Here is an 18,370-nt window from a genome sequence, read left to right as displayed (position 1 = left end):
ATTATACCACTTCCCATTCGGTGATGAGATGGTATCCTCTTTTAAAATGCGCCCTAAGCCTTAGATGAAGTATATTGTTTAAAGTCTTAAAACCCTCTCCGCCTACCAAAGTAGGAACGTTTTCACCGCCAACAATTACAGGAAGATGTATAATACGAATTTCATTTACAGCTTTTAACTTACAAAGCTCCCAATTTATAGAAGAACCACCTTCTACCATCAAGCTTTTTATATCTTTTTCTCTTAATTTTTTTAGTAAAAGCTCAAAATCCACAAGGTAATCTCCTGTCACAAGCACTTCTATACCCATTTCCGTAAGTTTTTTGATTTTTTCTTCTGGGGCTCTTTTGGTGGTGGCTATGATCGTATGAGCATCCTTTGATAAAACGTTTGCATCAAACGGTATGTTTGCCGTAGAGCAAGGTATAACTCTTATTGGGTTTTTACCTTTTACATATCTTACCGTAAGGCTTGGATTGTCTGTCCTTATGGTTTCACAGCCTACCATTATGGCGTCTACTTTTGCCCTTACCTCATGAAGGTATCTATAAGCCTCTTCATCCATAAGAGTCATAAGTTCTTTAGAAGATGCCCCTCTGTATAGTGTTAACTTGCCATCCAAAGTTAGCTCTGATACTATTATTACATAAGGTTTATCTTGGTTATTCATAATCCTTCCCGTATTTCTTTAAAAGATACAAAATTCTTATTAAAAGCGAACCAAACGTAAATAGCACTATAAGTTTCATGCCAAGATGCAGACCAAAAATAGGGTTTATGCGCTCTAATATACTAAAAAATAATATACTTATATGGGTTTCAGGCCTACCGAAAAAACCTATCCCTTCCAAAGGATCATCTATCTTACCTTTTTGTCTTTCGGAAAAACCAATCTCAGCATACACCACTGGCTTTATAAAGGTATGAAGCATAGAAAATGTAATAGCGCTTATAGCTATAAAAGGAGACCCATATGCAAAACCTATGCTTCCAAGTATAAAACCATCTACAGTTTTATCTGCTATCCAGTCAAAAGCTGCCCCAAACTTCGAAGCTTTATCTTCAAGCCTCGCAACCACACCATCCATCAAATCTAAAAATCCCGATATTATCAAAAACGATGCTCCGGTTAGTGGTTTGTGTATATAAAAAAAGTAAGCGCCTGTAAGTCCAAAAGCCAAAGACAAAAGGGTTATTACGTTTGGGGACATGTGCATCTTTACAAACACATGCCCCATGGGAGCGTAAAACTTTTTTAGTTTATAACGTTTTTTGGTAAGATTCATTTTAACTCTTTACCAGATAGCCACGGCATCATCTGTCTTAGCTCTTTACCAACTTTTTCCACCAAATGTTCTTTATCCTTATTTAAAAGAGCGTTGTAAACTGGTCTGTTGGCTTGATTTTCCAATATCCATTCTCTGGCAAACTCACCATCTTGAATTTCTTTGAGCATCTGTTTCATAAGAGGTTTGACAGCTTCGTATACTCTATCACCTCTTGTTACATCGCCATATTTTGCGGTATCTGATATAGAATATCTCATACCAGCTATGCCGTGTTGGTATATGAGGTCTACTATTAGCTTTAACTCATGAAGACATTCAAAATAAGCCATCTCTGGTTGATAACCGGCCTCTACAAGCGTTTCAAAACCAGCTTTTATAAGGGCTGTAGCACCACCACAAAGCACCGCTTGCTCACCAAATAAGTCTGTTTCCGTTTCTTCTCTAAACGTGGTTTCTATAACCCCAGCCCTTGTAGCACCTATGCCTTTTGCATAAGCTAAGGCTATATCTCTACAAGAACCTGTAGCATCTTGATGTATAGATATAAGAGCTGGTACTCCTTTTCCCTCTTCGTACATCCATCTTACCAAATGGCCTGGTCCTTTTGGAGCCACCATAAATACATCTATATCTTTTGGTGGCACTATTTGACCAAAATGTATGTTAAAACCATGGGCAAAGGCTATAGCTTTTCCAGGTGTTAAATTAGGTTCTATGCATTCTTTATATACAGCTGGTTGAACCGTGTCTGGTGTTAATATCATTATCACATCGGCCTCTTGAGTTGCTCTAGAGGTGGTATATACGCTAAAACCATCTTCCATAGCAGTTTTTCTATGAGGACTTTTATCGTCTAAAGCCACTATAACCCTAATACCACTGTCTCTTAGATTTAAAGCATGAGCGTGTCCTTGAGAACCATAACCCACTATGGCTACAGTTTTCATAGCCAAGATACCCAAAGATGCATCTTCGTCGTAGTAAATTTTCGCCATTTATTTTACCTCCAAATAGCTAATATCTTTTATTTTAACCTATTGAGATTGTTTGTGCTATGAAAAATTGTTATTTTTCTATAAGCTTTGGCTTATCTTAGTTTCTTGACATTGTTGCCGATAGCCTCAACACCATATCTACCAACATACTACTTTTGGAAGCCAACTCTACGATTAGCATTTTAACTTCATAGTTACTTTTACGCTTAAGACATTCCTCAGTGGTTTCGTGAAAACTCATATGAATATTGCCAATTCTTTCAAACATAGAAGCAGCAGCTTCTCCGTAAGTCTTTGAAATATAGCTTTTATCAATGCTGTAGTATATCTTGCCAAAATTGCATTGTGTATATTTTGGCGGTATCCAATCAATCTCACTGTTTAAAAACTTTTTAAAATTTAATATATACAATTCATGCATGCGTACGCCTTCTACAAGCCTATCTAATAAACTATCATTGTTAAGTTGTTCTTTAATACTATCCAGTTTGCTTAAGATATCCTCACAATGCCTAACCAATATATCAAGCCTATACAAAGCATCTCTATCTAGACTGGACATAATGACCCTCCTAATTAATTTAGACATTATTATATTCTATTTTTCTTAATTTTTGGTTAAGATCTTACAGTCTGTTGTTTATTATTATGGTGGAGGCGGCGGGAATCGAACCCGCGTCCGTCAGAACCGGGATAGATGACTTCTACAAGCTTACATAGGTTTTATTAAGTGTGCTAACAGCATTTCTCAGAGCTAAGGAGTGGCTGTGCCTGTTCCTTAGTCCAGAAACGTGTCTTTGCCACTCTTACTGGGTTTGAGGCAAAACCTATGAAAAACCACAAACCTCAGGCTGTCTTAAGTACTGGTTTGGCGCAAGACAGCAAATCACCAACCAGGACACCTTTCTCTGACGCCCACAGCTGGCCAAGGTACCAAAACCAGCAAGGACGCGCTGCTTTTAGTTAAGCAGCGAGAGAGAGTTCAGCTTCGGGAGCTGTTTGTTTTGGCTATCACAGTCGCCACCTGGCCTGCTATCATCTACCCGGCGCTCCAACGTCGAAACCGTTCGCCCCCTCTTTACGAATATATTATAAATTATTAAAATATAGGTAAATTTGTATGATATATATCATTATTTTACAAGGATTATCTAAGTATCTGTAAAAGCATATAAAATAAACATTGATTTTTAAAATGTAAAGCATTAAAATAAGCTTTTTAACATGAGTTGTATATTGGAAGAACTTATCAAAACCTTTGAAAAAGTAAGGCAAAATTGTCCGTGGGATAAGAAACAAACCCATGAAAGCCTTGCAAAATACGTCTTAGAAGAAGCTTACGAGTTGGTGGACGCCATAGACTCCAAAGATAAGGAAGCTATAAAAGAAGAACTGGCAGACTTGCTTCTTCAAATAGTGTTTCATGCGCAAATAGCAAAAGAAAATAAAGAATTTGACATAAACGATGTTTTTGAGCTTTTAATAAAAAAACTTGTAGAAAGACATCCACACGTCTTCGGAAATGAAGATCCAAAGGCTGTTTTAGAAAATTGGGAACATAAAAAAGCGGAGAAAAGAGAATACTTTTTAGATGGTATACCAAAATCGATGTGTGCTCTTATGAGGTGCCAAAAAATTCAAGACCGCATGGCAAAGGTGGGTTTTGATTTTGAAAATGTAAGTCAAGTGAAAGAAAAACTAAAAGAGGAGCTTGAGGAGCTAGAAGAAGCTTTAGAAAATGGTAATTTCAAAGATATAGAACACGAGTTTGGTGATATACTTATAGCTATAGTAGAATATGGAAGGTTTTTAGGCGTAAACGCTGAAAAAGCGCTACAAAAAGCAAACGATAGAATGATGAAAAGATTTAATTTTGTTGAAAAAAGTCTAAAAAACAAAGGAAAATCTTTAAAAGAGGCTTCTTTAGAAGAAATGGATACCTATTGGAAAGAAGCAAAAAAGTTTGATTATGAGTTTTAGAGCGATGAAATTGCATTTTACTTTGTGGATAGATAAAAGAACAGACACTGGTAGTGTAAGAAATGCTTTACACACTAGAGCGGTGCAACCGCGTTTCAGCGTTAATAAACAGGCAATGGCTCACAGTAGCTCAGAGAAATGCGAGAGCACACTAGAGCGATGAAATCGCATTTCAGCGTTAAAAAGAGGCAATACAGCGCAAGGAGCACAGAGAAATGCTTTGCACACTAGCTTTTATGATAAAATATCTCAACTGGAGGCAGATTTGGCATGGTAACAGAGTTTGAAGAGTTATTAAAAGCTCAAAAGGAGCAGTTTTCCACAGGAAGCGTAGTAAAGGGTTCTGTGGTAAAAATTACAGATTCAAACGTGTACTTGGATATAGGTTATAAAATAGAAGGCGTTATAAGGCGGTATGAAGTAGGTGATGTTGAGATAGGCCAAGAAATAGAGGCCGTTATTATAAAACTAAGAGGAATTGAAAATCCAATACTTTCCACAAAACCCTTAAAATCTTCGAAAGGTTTTTCTATAGCCAAAAAAGCGTTAGAACAAAAAACACCTATAGATGTTATAGTAGAATCAAAAGGAAAACCTGGATTTTTTGTACAACTTGAAGATATTAGGGCTTTGATGCCCTTTGGTGAAGCTCCAAGGCATGTAAATATAGGAGACAAAATAAAGGTGTTGGTAACAAAAGCCACCTATGAAAATGGAAAACCTATGGTAAACGTATCTTACAAAGAGTATGAGAACATTGAAAGGCATCAAAAACAACTTGAATTTATAAACTCGTTAGAAGTAGGCTCTACAATAGAAGGAAAAGTAATAAAAGTAGACCCAGAAAAAGGTATTACAGTGCTTTTAAAAGAAGGGGTTAGAGGCTTCGTACCGCATTACGAAATACCAAAAGGCACAAATATAAAAGAAAACGATACGTTAGAGGTTAGAGTTATTAAAAAAGCCAAAAAGGGTGATTTTCTTATATTAAGCCTAAGAAAACCAAAGAAGAATATATGGGAAACATTGGAGCTAAAAGAAGGAGACAAAACAGAGGGCAAAGTATCTTTCTATAGAAAAGGGAAGGGGCTTTTCGTAGAATTACAAGAAGGTATTACAGCCTTAGTACCAGAAGAAAGCATGAAAAATATCGGCAACAAGCTTTTAAAGAGTGGCACAAAACTAAAACTTGTTGTAACAAGAATAGACAAAGATAAAAAACAAATAGATGTAAACATAGTACCTTCTGAAGAAAACCCAGCAGCGGATTTTATAAAATCAAACCCACCAAATACGATAGTAAAGGGAAAAGTAAAAACCGTACATCCAAACATTGCGTTTATAGAGCTAGGACCAAACGTAGAAGGCATAGTGAAAAAACAAGATATGTCTTGGCTTAAAAACGCACGCTCAGAAGAGTTGCTTACCCCTGGAGAAGAAAAAGAGTTTATGGTACTAGGCCTAGATGGTAAAAAAGTAAAGCTTGGCTTAAAGCAGCTTACTCAAAATCCTTGGAGTGTAATACCAGAAAGGTACAAACCAGGACAACAAGTAGAGCTTGCGGTAAAAGAAGTAAGACCTTTTGGTACCTTCTTAGGTTTGCCAGAAGGCATAGATGGCCTATTGCCAATATCTGAAATACCTAAAAACACAAACTTAGAGCCTGGTCAAAACATAACGGTTAAAGTTTTAGAGGTAAATCCAAAAGAGGAAAAAATTACTTTCAGTATGATACAAGAAACCAAAAAACAGCAAAAAGAACAAGGCGACCAAAAAGAGTTTATAAAAGTAAACGACTCTTCATCTGGCTTTAAGCTTGGTGATATCCTTAAGAACAAGTTAAAGTGATGGAAATTTGTTTTTTTCATAAAAGCTGTATAGATGGCACTATGTCTGCCGCTATACTACAAGAACACATAAAAAACAAAGATAGCATTATATTTATACCATTGAATCACGGTACCAGTGTAAAAGAAGCCATAAACAAGTATTTACCTTCAGAAGGACAAAATTTCAAAGAGATTTCAAAAATATGGTTTTTGGATATAGCTCCTAAATGGGATGATCTAATATACCTTCAAAGCCTAAGGCAAGAAAAACAAGGATACACGGAAGTAGTTATAATAGACCATCACAAGACTGCTGCCAATACGATATCAAAATTTATAGGAAAACCCATTGAAGAAGATAAGCCCATTGCTTTGGAGTACGATTTTATCACTTTTATATACGATCCTACAGAAAGCGGTGCATCTCTTACTTACAAAACCCTTATAGACAAAAATTTACCGATGATAGTGGATATTGTAAAAGATAAAGACATATGGCTTTGGAGATATCAAAACACCGACGAAGTAAACGATTTCTTATACATGTATACAGATAAACCAGATTTGATGAGAGAGTTTTTGCATAAAGATATTGACGAAATAGCTACTAAAAGCAAGATACTATCAGAATACAAAAATTTTATGGTATACAAGTTAAAAGATATTTGGTCAAATTCACCTCTTTACATAAATATAAACGATATAAAGATACCAGCCATAAACACACCTATATATCAAAGTGAGATAGGAAGTCTCATTGCCAAAGAGCACAACATAGCCTGTATGTTTTATATAACTGGGGATTTCGTAAAGCTTTCTTTTAGAAGTGTAGATGGTTCTGCAAGAAAGATAGCAGAATCTTTAGGTGGCGGTGGTCATGACAATGCAGCCGGAGCTATAATAGATAAAGAAATGTTTTTTAAAAGCCTAATTAACTGATTATAAACATTTTAAAATAAAACAGACTTTTTATATTTTATCAGATGAAAACACCAAATAGACTTATAAACGAAAAAAGTCCCTATCTTAAAATGCACGCTTATAATCCCGTTGACTGGTACCCTTGGTCAGAAGAGGCCTTTGATAAAGCCATCAAAGAAAATAAACCTGTGTTTTTATCCATAGGTTATTCTTCTTGTCATTGGTGCCATGTGATGGAAAAAGAATCTTTTGAAGATGAAGAAGTGGCATCTTTTTTAAACAAATGCTTTGTAAGTATAAAAGTAGACAAAGAAGAAAGACCAGATATAGACAGCCTTTACATAGAATACTGCGTACTTTTAAACAACTCCGGCGGTTGGCCGCTCTCGGTTTTTCTAACCCCCACTAAAGAACCATTTTTTGCAGGTACTTATTTTCCAAAAGCCTCATTTTTAAAGCTTTTAAACCAAATAAAAGACCTATGGGACAAAGATAGCAAAAACATAATAGAAAAATCAAAAAGGATGGTAGAACAGCTAAAGCAATTCATGAATTCTTTTGAAAAAAGAGAGTTAAATGAAAGTTTTATAGATAAAGCACTTTTTGGTCTTGCAAATCGTTACGATGAAGAGTTTGGCGGGTTTTCCGAAGCCCCAAAATTTCCAAGCCTTCACAATGTTTTACTTCTTCTTAAAAGCCAAAAACAACCCTTTCAGGACATGGCATTATCAACACTTTTAAACATGAGAAGAGGCGGTATATGGGATCATGTAGGAGGAGGTTTCCATAGGTATTCCACAGATAGATATTGGCTTTTACCGCACTTTGAAAAAATGCTATACGACCAGGCAATGGCTATATTGGCTTATTCTGAAGCTTATAGACTTACAAAAAATGAGATTTTCAAAGATACAGTTTATAAAACAATAAACTTTGTAAAAGAAAATCTATACGAAAACGGATTTTTTTACACATCAATGGATGCCGATACGGAAGGAGAAGAAGGAGGGTTTTACCTTTGGACTTACCAAGAGATAAAAGATATACTAAAAGAAAAAACAGATAAGTTTATAGAATTTTTCAATATAAAAAAAGAAGGTAATTTTCTTGATGAAGCTAAAAGAGTTTATACAGGTAAAAACGTATTATATGCAAAAGAACCAACGATGTTGTTTGAGAATGAGCTACAAGTTTTAAAAGCTTTTAGAGAAAAAAGAAAAAAGCCCCTTATAGATGACAAAATACTCCTTGACCAAAACGCCATGATGGACTGGGCTTTGATAGAAGCCTACTTAGTTTTTGAAGACAAAGATTTTCTTGATATGGCCACCAAAAATCTAAACAACATATCAAAACATCCGCTACAGCACGCTTTAAACCACAACAAGCTTATAGAACCTATGCTTGATGACTACGCTTATCTTATAAAAGCCTATCTTTCTCTTTACAAAGCTACATTCTCAAAAGATGCTTTAGAAAAAGCTATTTCACTGACAGAAGAAGCGATAGAAAAACTATGGGACAAAAACGCTGGTGGGTTTTATCTTAGTGTAGGAAAAGATGTACTGATACCTCAAAAGACCCTTTACGACGGGGCTATCCCATCTGGGAACTCCGTGATGGGCTTAAACCTTGTGGAGTTATTTTTTATAACAAAAGAAGATACATATGAAAACCGCTATCAAATATTATCTTCTATATACTCTGATATGCTCTCTAGAAATCCTACCGCTTGTAGCTTCTTTATGACAAGCTTTTTACTTTATAAAAAAGGTTATCAGCTTTTACTTTCTATGCCCATATCAAAAGCCCAAGAAAGAGTAAAAGAACTTTACAAACATTACTTACCAAACATAGTTCCATACCATGAAGAATCGTCTGAAGAAACGTTTATAGCTTGTAAAGATTACACTTGTCTAAGCCCTATAAAAAGTGTAGATGATCTGATAAAAAGCATAACACTTTAAAAGTTCCATGTGGTATAATATTAAGCTAATTAGAATCAGCTTATTTAGGCGACGTGGCCGAGAGGCGAGGCGCGGGACTGCAAATCCCCTCTACAGCGGTTCAAATCCGCTCGTCGCCTTTTAATATATCAAAGACCAAACCTTACAGCTTTGGCGTTTTCTTTGTCTTGAGGTGGTGTTTCATGCCAAAGCATGTTCATAGCAAAGTTTAGATTATCTTCAAGCCTCATAGCGTAATTGTCCCAAAACACGCAAGTGCCAGCCAGTGTAAAATATCCACCGCTTACTGGTGCAATATGATCCGCTATCAAAAGAGGGTAGTTTTCCATATTTGATTTTGCAGTTTCCTCTCCAGCCACCACTATCTTTATATCTGGCATTATGGTTTTTATAGAGCACGTACAAGGAAGCACTACAGCGTTAACATTTACCTTGTTGTCTAAGCCTTTGTTGTATCTTCTTACCTTTGTGCTTTTAACAAAATACTTATCTCCGTCGTAATTTGATACTTCATCCGTTATTTCATCTGGGTTTAGCTCCATGCCAAAAGCCCTTGCCAACGTGTTGCAAGTGTCTGCTATATGGTCTTCGTTTTTGTAATAACCAAGCAGTATCACCTTCTTGCCAAGCTCTTCCACCGCTTTTACAACATCTTGGACTTCTTTTTCAGTGAATGGAATCTCTGGATAGTTAAACACTATCGTATCGTATTCAAAAAGCTTATCCCACGAATCCACTTCGTCAATCTGAAGCCCAAACTCTGGGGCTCTTTTCTCAATAATAGAAAAATAATAATAATCCGTCACCGTAAACTCTTGATGAGTTATGCTCCATGCTACTCTACATATCTTTTTCATGATTTTATTATAACACATATCAAAAGTTTTATATTTATAATATGAGATTTTTAATTTTTATACTTTTGTTTTTTAGCTTTTCATATGGAGATGCCATCCTAAAGTATGAGACAAACTTTGTAGGACTATCAGCAGGAGTAGTAACAGTTGATATTAAAAGCCCACAAAACATAGATTGCGAAGGTAAAACAAAAGGACTTTTTTCAATATTTTACAGCTATGAGTTTAAGTTTAAAAAAAATGGAGACAGCTACTTTTTAGAAGAAATAACCAACGGCAAAAAACGTATATACACCGAAGAAAAGATAATGAAAGAAAAAGCCTGGATACCGCTTTTTGTATCTATGCTTACAAATTCCCATTATGAGTTAGGAAATCCCATAAAAGTTGGTAATATCTTAATAGTACCAGAAGAAAACGTGCAAAACGAAATATATTTCTTTAACGTAAAAAATAGCAACAATGTCAGAAAAGTAATTATATGGTACGATAGCTCAACACATCAAAACGATTTTCCAAAGTTGATAAGAATAGTCACAAGAAAAGCTACGATAGACTTAAAAAGATTGTAACGTTAAAACACTATCCTAAAAGCCAAAGTCCAATCATTAAAAGCCCTTATATTATCTTTGCCATTTGAAGTTGCGTTTATAAGATTTGCATCAGGATTTATAAACTGAACACCAAAAGACATGTTTGCATTTTCGTTGTCTATGTAATAATTTACAAATACATCCGTTAAAAATACCTTTGTGGTTATAAAAGAATTTTGATTAACTGGATCTACATAATAGTTTTTATTCTTGTCTTCTTCATATCTTAATACAAGCGCTGGTTTACCGATGCCAATATATCTATCGTATAAAAGCTGTGTTTGAAGATAATAGCCTTCCGCTTCTGGTTGTGATATATTGCTATTAGCTTTTGAAAAGCCTAAATCTTTTTGAAGAAGCCATGCTCCTTGGACATTTGGTACAAAATCACCAAACTTTTGTTCCCAAAGCACATCAAACGTATAGGCTTTTGCTGTGGTGGAAGATGTCTGACCATTACATATATTTGTTTGATTTACACTGTTTAGCCAAGGGTTAGAGCAGTCTACTCTTTGCTGTTGATAAGCAAAAGAAAATGTAAGGGTTTTCCTTTTTCCAAAAAACATGTCTTTATCTACGTAATCTGGTTCTCCTTTATAGCCTAAAAACGTAAGTGTAAGTTCTATTCTAAAACCGTATTTTAGGTTGCTTTTGGCGTTGTTACCATATTGATAGTCATATCTTCCGTTGCCTACCATAATATAGTACTTTAGCGCCGTATGTTTTGCTATATCACCCCAAATAGCAATACCTGTATCCCTAAAGGCGTTTCCTACATCAGAACCAAATGTCAAAGACACAAGGGGTTTTATAAAGGGTTTAAATTTATAAACACCATCATAGTTAAGGTAATTTGGGTTTACAGCATAGTTTGTTTGTAAAAGCCTAGCACCATCTATATTTATTTCAGATAAACCTGGGTTGTAATCTTCTATTGGCACTATAAAAGAGTACAAATCTTCTAAAGGGATTCTTGACCAAGGGTCCAAAAAAAGACCAGCGGTAATCTGAAAAGATTTTTTAAATTTAAAATTAATAAAGGCGTCTTTTACGATAGTATACTGCATTTTATCGTGAGAGCGAGCAGAACCATCTGGTATTAAAACGTTGTTATCAGAAAAATCAATATTTGCACCAAATTGCACCACTGGGTTAATCTGCCCTACAAAATAAAGCCTTGCGTTTTCTACCGAAAAGTTTACGCTTTTGTGATCGTTAGTGGTTACTTTGCCATTGTCTTGAGCCCATATAGAAAGCTTTAAACCTACGTCTGCAAATTTATCGTTTGAAGCTTTTAATAAAACACCGTAAGAGTTAGATGCCATAAAACAAAAAGCCAAAGCAAAAATAACCTTTTTCATACCAAAATCCTAAAACTTAAATTTAGTAACTTCTATTTTAAGCTCTTGAGCTACATCAGCCAATGACTTTGCTGTAGCTGAAAGCTCTTCTATAGCTGCCGCCAATTTGTCAGAAAACGTCCTCACATCTAACATGGAGTTGTTTAGCATGTTCAAAGTAGCGTTTTGCTCTTCTATGGCAGAAGATATGGATTGAGAAGCTTCTTGTACGTTAGATGTATAATTTTCTATATCTTTATAATAATCGTCTACCATCAATATAGACTTAACAGTTGAATTTACACCTTTTGTTATATCAGATATAATATCTGATACGTTCTTTGCAAAACCACCGGCTTTTTCAGCCAGTTTCTTCACCTCATCTGCCACAACGGCGAATCCTCTCCCAGCTTCCCCTGCACGGGCCGCTTCTATGGCAGCGTTTAAAGCTAAAAGATTTGTCTGTTCTGTTATAAACACTATAGAATCTACAATGGAGACTGCCTTTTTTGCCAGCTCACTCATCATATCAGCATCAACTCTTGTTTGATTTATCGCCAATTTTCCTTTGTTTACTATTTCAAAAAGTTTGTTTATGATATTTTTTGTATCTGTCATGTTTGAGGCTATAGAGTTAACAGTAGCAGATATCTCTTCTATAGAATTTGCCAACGCATTTATCTGCTCGTTGAGATTTTTATTGTCTAAAGCCAAAGCGTTTGTAGTGGCAGATGTTTCTTCCATGCTTGTACCTAGTTTTACAACGCTTTCTGTTATAGCTTGCAATAGTTTTCTCAAAGCGTCCAAAGACTTGTTGACATCATTTTTGATAGCTTCAAAATCTCCTACCGCATCAGTCTCTACATTTTTAGTAAAATCTAAGCTTCCCATTCTCTCGATAGTAGATTTTATATCTTGCAATATGCTGTTTGCCGTACCAACTCCATCTACCAAACTTTCTATTGCCTTACCTATTTCATCTTGATAACGTATCTCAGCTTTTATATTTAGATTACCGTTTTTAAATTCATTTGCAACTCTATTTAATATACTTACGTTGTTATCTATACTCTTTATCGTCAAATATACAAACCACATAGATAATACTATGCCTATACTTACCACAAATAGACTTACATAAAGTACTTCATGGTCTTTTGCATCTCTAATATTTACAGATTTTTCTAACGTATGAATTGTATCTCTTGATAATGCGTTAGAAAGAGTTTGTAGCTTTGAAAGAGAGCTCACAAACTGCTCTTTGTAAATATAGGCACTCTCTGGATTATCCAATATTTTTTCTATAATGGGTTTAAAAGTATCGTTTATATATCTTTTATAAGCGTTGGCAGACAGATGTATTTCGTTGTAAAACTTATTGGCTCTGGCGCTCTCGTTGTAAAATAAACAAGCGTAATGAATATGTTCTCTTATGCTGCTCAACAAACTTGAGATATCCATAACCAAATGGTGTATATATGTGTTTTGTTGATTAGAAGCGCTCTGTTGGTTTAAGCTATTGTTTAGGTTTGATGTTGAATTTGTACTTTGAGCAGTGTTTGAAGTTGCGTTTTGTTTAGATATATTTATAAGCTCAAAAGATTTACTTTGAAGTTTACCGACTTTTAAAATAATATGAGGCTGATTTCCAAAAAATCCAGTTATGGCAGTAGAATCCGCAAAATCAGGATCTTTGATAAGTTTTCCTCTTATATAACAATCTCTTATAATAAGTTTATCTGTTAAAAAGTTAGATATGGTATCATAATTTTTATTCACTTGATACGGATTAAAACTATAAGCATTTTGCTTAAGGTTGTCATACATAGATAAAAGCTCAGCAAAACTTTTGTTCATATCAAGTTTTTTCCCATATTTTTTATCCAATAAAGAAAGTTTTGATAAAATCTTGTCTATTTTGTTAAAAGTATTTTCCAAAGGTGTTTTATAGCTTTTATCACCCACCGCCAAAGACTTATTATACATCCTAGCCGTTTGAAGTTCTATAAGCATCTCATAAAGAGGATCGGCTACTTTAAGACAATACTTTTCTTGGTCCATTTGAGCTACTGCTTTATGGGTATTATAAAAGACGATAGCCCCTATAACAACACCAAAAAAAGCCACTATTGCACCCAAGATATAAAGCTTTGTCTTCACTGATATATTTGTCATATTAACCTCCACTTATATAAAATTTCCTGCTATTATAAATCGTTTTTTTTTGTATGAAATGCAGCAGAATTGAAATATAAAAATATTTATAATACACTTACATAGTTAGACATTTCAAAAGACTTTAAAAGGTTTTTGTGTAATAATATCTTCGTTATAAACCTATAAATATGTCTTATTGCTTTTATAAAAAGAAATCATTGACAAGAAATATTAAAAGTGCTAGTATAATTAATGAATATTTATTCAGAAGGAGGCTTTTATGATAGATGGAAAAGAGACCTTTTGGGAAGCCCTCAAAAGACACGGGGTGAGTAGGAGGGAGTTCATGAAGTTCTCAGCTATCATCACTGGTCTTATGGGTTTACCACCTGCTTTGATACCAAAAGTAGTAGAGGCGATGGAAACCAAGCCAAGAGTACCAGTGATATGGATACATGGGCTTGAGTGTACATGTTGCTCTGAATCCTTCATAAGATCAGCTACACCTTTGGCCTCAGATGTGCTTCTTACTATGATATCTTTAGAGTACGATGATACGCTATCAGCGGCAGCCGGAGAAGCCTTAGAAAAGCACAAAGAAGATATAATGAAAAAATACCATGGAGAATACATATTGGCAGTGGAGGGAAATCCACCTCTTGGAGACGACGGAATGTATTGCGTTGTGGGAGGTAAACCTTTCTTAGAAGGCTTGAAAAAAGCAGCAGAAGGTGCAAAAGTTGTGATAGCATGGGGTTCTTGTGCGTCTTGGGGTTGTGTGCAAGCTGCCAAGCCAAACCCTACAACGGCTGTACCTATTGATAAGGTAATAACAGATAAGCCTATCGTTAAAATACCAGGATGTCCACCAATACCAGAAGTAATGACTGGAACCATCATGTATACGGTGCTTTTTGGAAAATTACCCCCTCTTGACTCTCAAGGAAGACCAAAGATGTTTTATGGAAATCGTATACACGATACATGCTACAGAAGACCGTTTTTCAACGAAGGTATGTATGTGGAGCAGTTTGACGACGAAGGTGCCAAAAAAGGATGGTGTCTTTACAAGATGGGATGCAGAGGGCCGACCACCTACAACTCTTGCGGGAATTTAAGATGGTATAACGGACTTTCTTATCCTATACAATCTGGACATGGATGTATTGGATGTTCGGCGGACGGATTTTGGGATAATGGAGACTTCTACAGTAGAGAGCAAAACATACCATTTATAGGTACAGAGTCAAATGCAGATAAAGTAGGTGCGGTGGCAGTAGGCGCTGTGGCAGTAGGAGCGATAGCTCACGGTGTTATAAGTAAAATACGCTCTGGTAAAAAGGAGGGTTGATATATGAGTTCAAGAGTTGTTATAGACCCAGTGTCTAGGATAGAAGGGCATTTAAGGCTTGAGATAGAAGTAGATGAGCCATCTCACAAAGTAACAAACGCCGTATCAGCAGGTACGATGTGGCGGGGTATTGAGCTTATAGTAAAAAATAGAGACCCAAGGGAAGTATGGGCTTTTACACAACGTATATGTGGGGTTTGCACCACTATCCACGCTTTAGCTTCAGTAAGAAATATAGAAGACGCCCTTGATATAGAGATACCTAAAAACGCAAACTACATAAGAAACATAATGCTTGGGACTTTGTATGCCCATGATCATTTGGTACATTTTTATCATCTTCACGCTCTTGACTGGGTATCTCCTTTGGAGGCTGTAAAGGCAGATCCTGTAGCTACAGCGGCTTTGCAAAATCAAATACTTCAAACTTACGGTGGTATCATATCTTTGTATACGGATTTTCTTGGTGGTAACGCTTATCCAAGGAAGTTTCCAAAAGCAACGCCAGGGTATTTTAAAACCTTTCAAGATAAGATAAAAAACCTTGTGCAAAGCGGACAACTTGGTATATTTGCCGCCAACTGGTGGGACCACCCTGATTATAAAATGCTTCCTCCAGAAGTGCATCTTATAGCTGTATCACATTATCTAAATATGCTGGATGTTCAAAGAGAGCTTGTTATACCTCACGTGGTGTTTGGTGGTAAAAACCCTCATCCTCACTACATAGTGGGTGGTATGAACTGTTCTATATCCATGGACGATATGAACGCTCCTATAAATATGGAACGCCTTGCGGTGGTAGAAGATGCTGTATACACTCAAGCAGAAGCTGCAAACTTGTTTTACCTGATAGACCTTTTGGCTATAGGTCAGATATATGTTCAAAAAGGCTGGACTTACGGCGGTGGTTTATCAAAAGAAAGAGTTTTAGGATACGGTGATTATCCAGATGAGCCTTATAAAAGCATAAAAAACGGAGATTATCACCAAAAGATACTTTATCATTCAGACGGTGTTGTAGAAAACTTTGCCCAAGGCGTTGACAAAGCCAAGTATTATCCTCTTACAAACAAAGATCTCACAAATCCAGACATAATCCAAGAATGGGTAACGCACTCTTGGTATCAATATCCAAACAACAACGAAGGTCTACACCCTTGGAACGGTATAACAGATCCTTATTATACAGGACCAAAAGAAGGCACAAAAACCCATTGGAAATATTTAGACGAAAACGGAAAATATTCTTGGATAAAAGAACCAAGATGGAAAAACTTACCAGCAGAAGTAGGTCCTTTGGCAAGGTATATGATAGTTTATACGGCAGTAAAACAAGGGCATATAAAACCCTCTTGGATGGATGAAATGGTGGTAAATCAAATAGACCTTGTTTCAAAGCTTTTAAACTTACCTCCTCATGTATGGATGCCTACTACCGTAGGAAGAACTGCAGCAAGAGCTTTAGAATGTCAACTGGGAGCAAATGCATCAAATTATTTCCTTAAAAAACTCTACGACAACATAAAAGCTGGGGACACGTCTGTGGCAAACATGGAAAAATGGGAACCATCCACATGGCCAAGCCAAGCAAAAGGAGTAGGTATAACTGAAGCACCAAGAGGAGCTTTAGGGCATTGGTGTATCATAAAAGATGGGAAAATTGAAAACTATCAAGCGGTAGTACCCACCACATGGAACGGCTCCCCAAGAGATGAGAAGGGTCAACAAGGTGCCTTTGAAAGATCCATGCAAGACACAATAGTGCTTATAGCAAAAGAACCCCTTGAGATATTAAGAAGTATTCACTCTTTTGATCCTTGTTTAGCATGCTCTACTCATGTTTACAACACACAAAAAGAAGAAGTGGTAAGCTTTAAGATAGGGGGTGCTTGTTATGAATAAGGATATTAAAAAGTATTATCTTTTTAGCCCATCCCTAAGGATAGCCCACTGGGTATGGGTTTTGGCTATAAGCGTTTTGTTTGTAACCGGTATATACATAGGAAACCCATTTTTCATAGGAAACGTAGGATACAGTGCCACTTTTGGCGACCTTCACGCTATAACCATGAACTGGATAAGGCTTTTGCACTTTAGCTTTGGTTATATCCTTCTTGCAGCCCTTATTTTGAGATTTAGTATAATACCTTTTAGAAAAGCCGATAGACTCATAATACCAAAAGTTTGGACAAAAGCTTATTGGGATGGCGTTGTTGATACATTGAAAAACTATCTTCTTATCACCAAAAGCCATAAAACCTATATAAGAAATCCTCTGGCAAGAACCGCTTATTTTGGGATTTTTTTGCTTTTGATATTTCAAGTGATAACAGGCTTTGCAATGTTTGGAAGATCAAACCCAGGTGGGTTTTGGGACAAGCTATTTGGATGGGTCATACCTATGCTTGGTGGTGAGTATCAAGTTCATAGATGGCATCATATAGTAGCTTGGATTATTGTGCTTTTTGTGGTGATACACGTTTATATGGTTATAAGAGAGGATATATTGGAAAAAAATGGCGAAGTATCTTCTATGGTAAATGGCAACAGGTTTTTTGACCATGTACCTGCTGATATATCTGACGTATGAGAACAATTTTGATGGGTATAGGAAACATACTTTTGCAAGATGAAGGCGTGGGCGTTCATGCTGTAAAGGAGATAGAAAAAAGATATAGCTTCGAACCTTCTATAGAGATAATAGATGCCGGCACGCTTGGTCTTGAGATTATGTATATGCTACAAGATGGAGTAGACAATCTTCTGGTGGTGGATGCCGTTATGGGCGGAAAGCCACCAGGGAGCTTATACGTTTTTAGAAACGAAGAGGTAAAAAAGTACTATCTTAAGAATAAACTATCGGCCCATGAGGTGGGTTTTTCCGAGGTTTTAGCGCTTTTAGATCTAATAGGGAAACCTGTAAAAGAAAACCTTATACTTGTTGGCATAGAACCAGTTAGTTTTGATGTGTCTTTGGAGCTTCATGAGAAAACCGCTTCTAAGATGGAAGATTTGATAAAAACTGTATTGCAAGAGTTGCAAAATATAGGTATAAAAGCTTTGGAAAAAATACCTTCATCTTCCTAAG

General features: G+C 36.0%; 16 protein-coding genes, 1 tRNA gene and 1 other RNA gene. 10 read left to right on the top strand and 8 right to left on the bottom strand.

The features are described from left to right. Position 1 precedes the first annotated feature (1 nt). The 5 genes from HY04AAS1_RS00350 to ssrA form a co-directional block, all read right to left on the bottom strand. Complete coding sequence (locus tag HY04AAS1_RS00350; RefSeq protein ID WP_012513116.1) at positions 2 to 670, bottom strand: dihydrofolate reductase family protein; 669 nt, start codon at positions 668 to 670, stop codon at positions 2 to 4. Further along, positions 663 to 1,286 (bottom strand): CDP-alcohol phosphatidyltransferase family protein, encoded by a 624-nt coding sequence (locus tag HY04AAS1_RS00345; protein WP_012513115.1) that lies wholly within the window; start codon positions 1,284 to 1,286, stop codon positions 663 to 665. Before HY04AAS1_RS00345 ends, HY04AAS1_RS00350 begins: the two co-directional genes overlap by 8 nt. Then, positions 1,283 to 2,284: a ketol-acid reductoisomerase gene (gene ilvC, locus HY04AAS1_RS00340; RefSeq protein WP_012513114.1), complete on the bottom strand. Its 1,002-nt coding sequence runs from the start codon at positions 2,282 to 2,284 to the stop codon at positions 1,283 to 1,285. The genes HY04AAS1_RS00345 and ilvC overlap by 4 nt, the downstream gene beginning before the upstream one ends. A 97-nt stretch (positions 2,285 to 2,381) precedes the next feature. Beyond that, positions 2,382 to 2,846 (bottom strand): CZB domain-containing protein, encoded by a 465-nt coding sequence (locus tag HY04AAS1_RS00335; RefSeq protein ID WP_012513113.1) that lies wholly within the window; start codon positions 2,844 to 2,846, stop codon positions 2,382 to 2,384. 87 nt (positions 2,847 to 2,933) lie between these two features. Next, positions 2,934 to 3,359: a transfer-messenger RNA gene (gene ssrA / locus HY04AAS1_RS08325) on the bottom strand. 149 nt (positions 3,360 to 3,508) lie between these two features. Here ssrA and mazG point away from each other — a divergent pair. The 5 genes from mazG (at position 3,509) to HY04AAS1_RS00310 (ending at position 9,100) form a co-directional block, all read left to right on the top strand. Continuing rightward, positions 3,509 to 4,264, top strand: coding sequence for a nucleoside triphosphate pyrophosphohydrolase (mazG, locus tag HY04AAS1_RS00330; RefSeq protein ID WP_012513112.1), 756 nt, complete (start codon positions 3,509 to 3,511; stop codon positions 4,262 to 4,264). Positions 4,265 to 4,534: 270 nt separating this feature from the next. Further along, positions 4,535 to 6,112, top strand: a complete 1,578-nt coding sequence (locus HY04AAS1_RS00325) for a S1 RNA-binding domain-containing protein (RefSeq protein ID WP_012513110.1) — start codon at positions 4,535 to 4,537, stop codon at positions 6,110 to 6,112. Continuing rightward, entirely contained in the window at positions 6,112 to 7,032 is a 921-nt protein-coding gene (locus tag HY04AAS1_RS00320; RefSeq protein ID WP_012513109.1) for a DHHA1 domain-containing protein, read from the top strand. Before HY04AAS1_RS00325 ends, HY04AAS1_RS00320 begins: the two co-directional genes overlap by 1 nt. Positions 7,033 to 7,076: 44 nt before the next feature. Continuing rightward, the gene (locus HY04AAS1_RS00315; protein ID WP_012513108.1) at positions 7,077 to 8,981 is read left to right on the top strand and encodes a thioredoxin domain-containing protein; all 1,905 of its coding nucleotides are present in this window, start codon (positions 7,077 to 7,079) and stop codon (positions 8,979 to 8,981) included. 47 nt (positions 8,982 to 9,028) lie between these two features. After that, positions 9,029 to 9,100, top strand: a tRNA-Cys gene (locus HY04AAS1_RS00310). Between the two features lie 9 nt (positions 9,101 to 9,109). Here the strand turns inward: HY04AAS1_RS00310 and HY04AAS1_RS00305 are convergent. Next, positions 9,110 to 9,838, bottom strand: coding sequence for a hypothetical protein (locus HY04AAS1_RS00305; protein ID WP_012513107.1), 729 nt, complete (start codon positions 9,836 to 9,838; stop codon positions 9,110 to 9,112). Between the two features lie 41 nt (positions 9,839 to 9,879). Here HY04AAS1_RS00305 and HY04AAS1_RS00300 point away from each other — a divergent pair, with 41 nt between their 5' ends. Beyond that, complete coding sequence (locus HY04AAS1_RS00300; RefSeq protein WP_012513106.1) at positions 9,880 to 10,410, top strand: hypothetical protein; 531 nt, start codon at positions 9,880 to 9,882, stop codon at positions 10,408 to 10,410. Between the two features lie 2 nt (positions 10,411 to 10,412). On the opposite strand, the gene HY04AAS1_RS00295 is transcribed toward HY04AAS1_RS00300, so the two are convergent. Continuing rightward, positions 10,413 to 11,792: a porin gene (locus HY04AAS1_RS00295; RefSeq protein ID WP_012513105.1), complete on the bottom strand. Its 1,380-nt coding sequence runs from the start codon at positions 11,790 to 11,792 to the stop codon at positions 10,413 to 10,415. 9 nt (positions 11,793 to 11,801) lie between these two features. After that, positions 11,802 to 13,946, bottom strand: a complete 2,145-nt coding sequence (locus HY04AAS1_RS00290; protein WP_012513104.1) for a methyl-accepting chemotaxis protein — start codon at positions 13,944 to 13,946, stop codon at positions 11,802 to 11,804. A gap of 265 nt (positions 13,947 to 14,211) precedes the next feature. On the opposite strand from HY04AAS1_RS00290, the gene HY04AAS1_RS00285 reads away from it, so the two are divergent. Genes HY04AAS1_RS00285 through HY04AAS1_RS00270 form a run of 4 tightly spaced genes read left to right on the top strand, consistent with a single transcriptional unit; the run spans position 14,212 to position 18,369 of the window. Continuing rightward, positions 14,212 to 15,279, top strand: a complete 1,068-nt coding sequence (locus HY04AAS1_RS00285; protein ID WP_343122202.1) for a hydrogenase small subunit — start codon at positions 14,212 to 14,214, stop codon at positions 15,277 to 15,279. 3 nt (positions 15,280 to 15,282) lie between these two features. Beyond that, positions 15,283 to 17,184: a nickel-dependent hydrogenase large subunit gene (locus HY04AAS1_RS00280; RefSeq protein ID WP_012513102.1), complete on the top strand. Its 1,902-nt coding sequence runs from the start codon at positions 15,283 to 15,285 to the stop codon at positions 17,182 to 17,184. After that, entirely contained in the window at positions 17,177 to 17,872 is a 696-nt protein-coding gene (gene cybH, locus HY04AAS1_RS00275) for a Ni/Fe-hydrogenase, b-type cytochrome subunit (RefSeq protein ID WP_012513101.1), read from the top strand. The genes HY04AAS1_RS00280 and cybH overlap by 8 nt, the downstream gene beginning before the upstream one ends. Beyond that, entirely contained in the window at positions 17,869 to 18,369 is a 501-nt protein-coding gene (locus HY04AAS1_RS00270; RefSeq protein ID WP_012513100.1) for a HyaD/HybD family hydrogenase maturation endopeptidase, read from the top strand. The genes cybH and HY04AAS1_RS00270 overlap by 4 nt, the downstream gene beginning before the upstream one ends. The last annotated feature ends 1 nt before the right edge of the window (position 18,370 follow it).

This window comes from Hydrogenobaculum sp. Y04AAS1 (assembly GCF_000020785.1).
Classification (GTDB): Bacteria; Aquificota; Aquificia; order Aquificales; family Aquificaceae; genus Hydrogenobaculum.
The sequence above is the reverse complement of the archived record's forward strand: the minus strand, read 5'-3'. Positions and strand labels throughout refer to the sequence as shown.

Excerpts from the sequence above, each read along its gene's own strand:
- HY04AAS1_RS00350 (WP_012513116.1), bottom strand. The coding sequence starts at position 670 with ATGAATAACCAAGATAAACCTTATGTAATAATAGTATCAGAGCTAACT.
- HY04AAS1_RS00345 (WP_012513115.1), bottom strand. The coding sequence starts at position 1,286 with ATGAATCTTACCAAAAAACGTTATAAACTAAAAAAGTTTTACGCTCCC.
- ilvC (WP_012513114.1), bottom strand. The coding sequence starts at position 2,284 with ATGGCGAAAATTTACTACGACGAAGATGCATCTTTGGGTATCTTGGCT.
- HY04AAS1_RS00335 (WP_012513113.1), bottom strand. The coding sequence starts at position 2,846 with ATGTCCAGTCTAGATAGAGATGCTTTGTATAGGCTTGATATATTGGTT.
- mazG (WP_012513112.1), top strand. The coding sequence starts at position 3,509 with ATGAGTTGTATATTGGAAGAACTTATCAAAACCTTTGAAAAAGTAAGG.
- HY04AAS1_RS00325 (WP_012513110.1), top strand. The coding sequence starts at position 4,535 with ATGGTAACAGAGTTTGAAGAGTTATTAAAAGCTCAAAAGGAGCAGTTT.
- HY04AAS1_RS00320 (WP_012513109.1), top strand. The coding sequence starts at position 6,112 with ATGGAAATTTGTTTTTTTCATAAAAGCTGTATAGATGGCACTATGTCT.
- HY04AAS1_RS00315 (WP_012513108.1), top strand. The coding sequence starts at position 7,077 with ATGAAAACACCAAATAGACTTATAAACGAAAAAAGTCCCTATCTTAAA.
- HY04AAS1_RS00305 (WP_012513107.1), bottom strand. The coding sequence starts at position 9,838 with ATGAAAAAGATATGTAGAGTAGCATGGAGCATAACTCATCAAGAGTTT.
- HY04AAS1_RS00300 (WP_012513106.1), top strand. The coding sequence starts at position 9,880 with ATGAGATTTTTAATTTTTATACTTTTGTTTTTTAGCTTTTCATATGGA.
- HY04AAS1_RS00295 (WP_012513105.1), bottom strand. The coding sequence starts at position 11,792 with ATGAAAAAGGTTATTTTTGCTTTGGCTTTTTGTTTTATGGCATCTAAC.
- HY04AAS1_RS00290 (WP_012513104.1), bottom strand. The coding sequence starts at position 13,946 with ATGACAAATATATCAGTGAAGACAAAGCTTTATATCTTGGGTGCAATA.
- HY04AAS1_RS00280 (WP_012513102.1), top strand. The coding sequence starts at position 15,283 with ATGAGTTCAAGAGTTGTTATAGACCCAGTGTCTAGGATAGAAGGGCAT.
- cybH (WP_012513101.1), top strand. The coding sequence starts at position 17,177 with ATGAATAAGGATATTAAAAAGTATTATCTTTTTAGCCCATCCCTAAGG.
- HY04AAS1_RS00270 (WP_012513100.1), top strand. The coding sequence starts at position 17,869 with ATGAGAACAATTTTGATGGGTATAGGAAACATACTTTTGCAAGATGAA.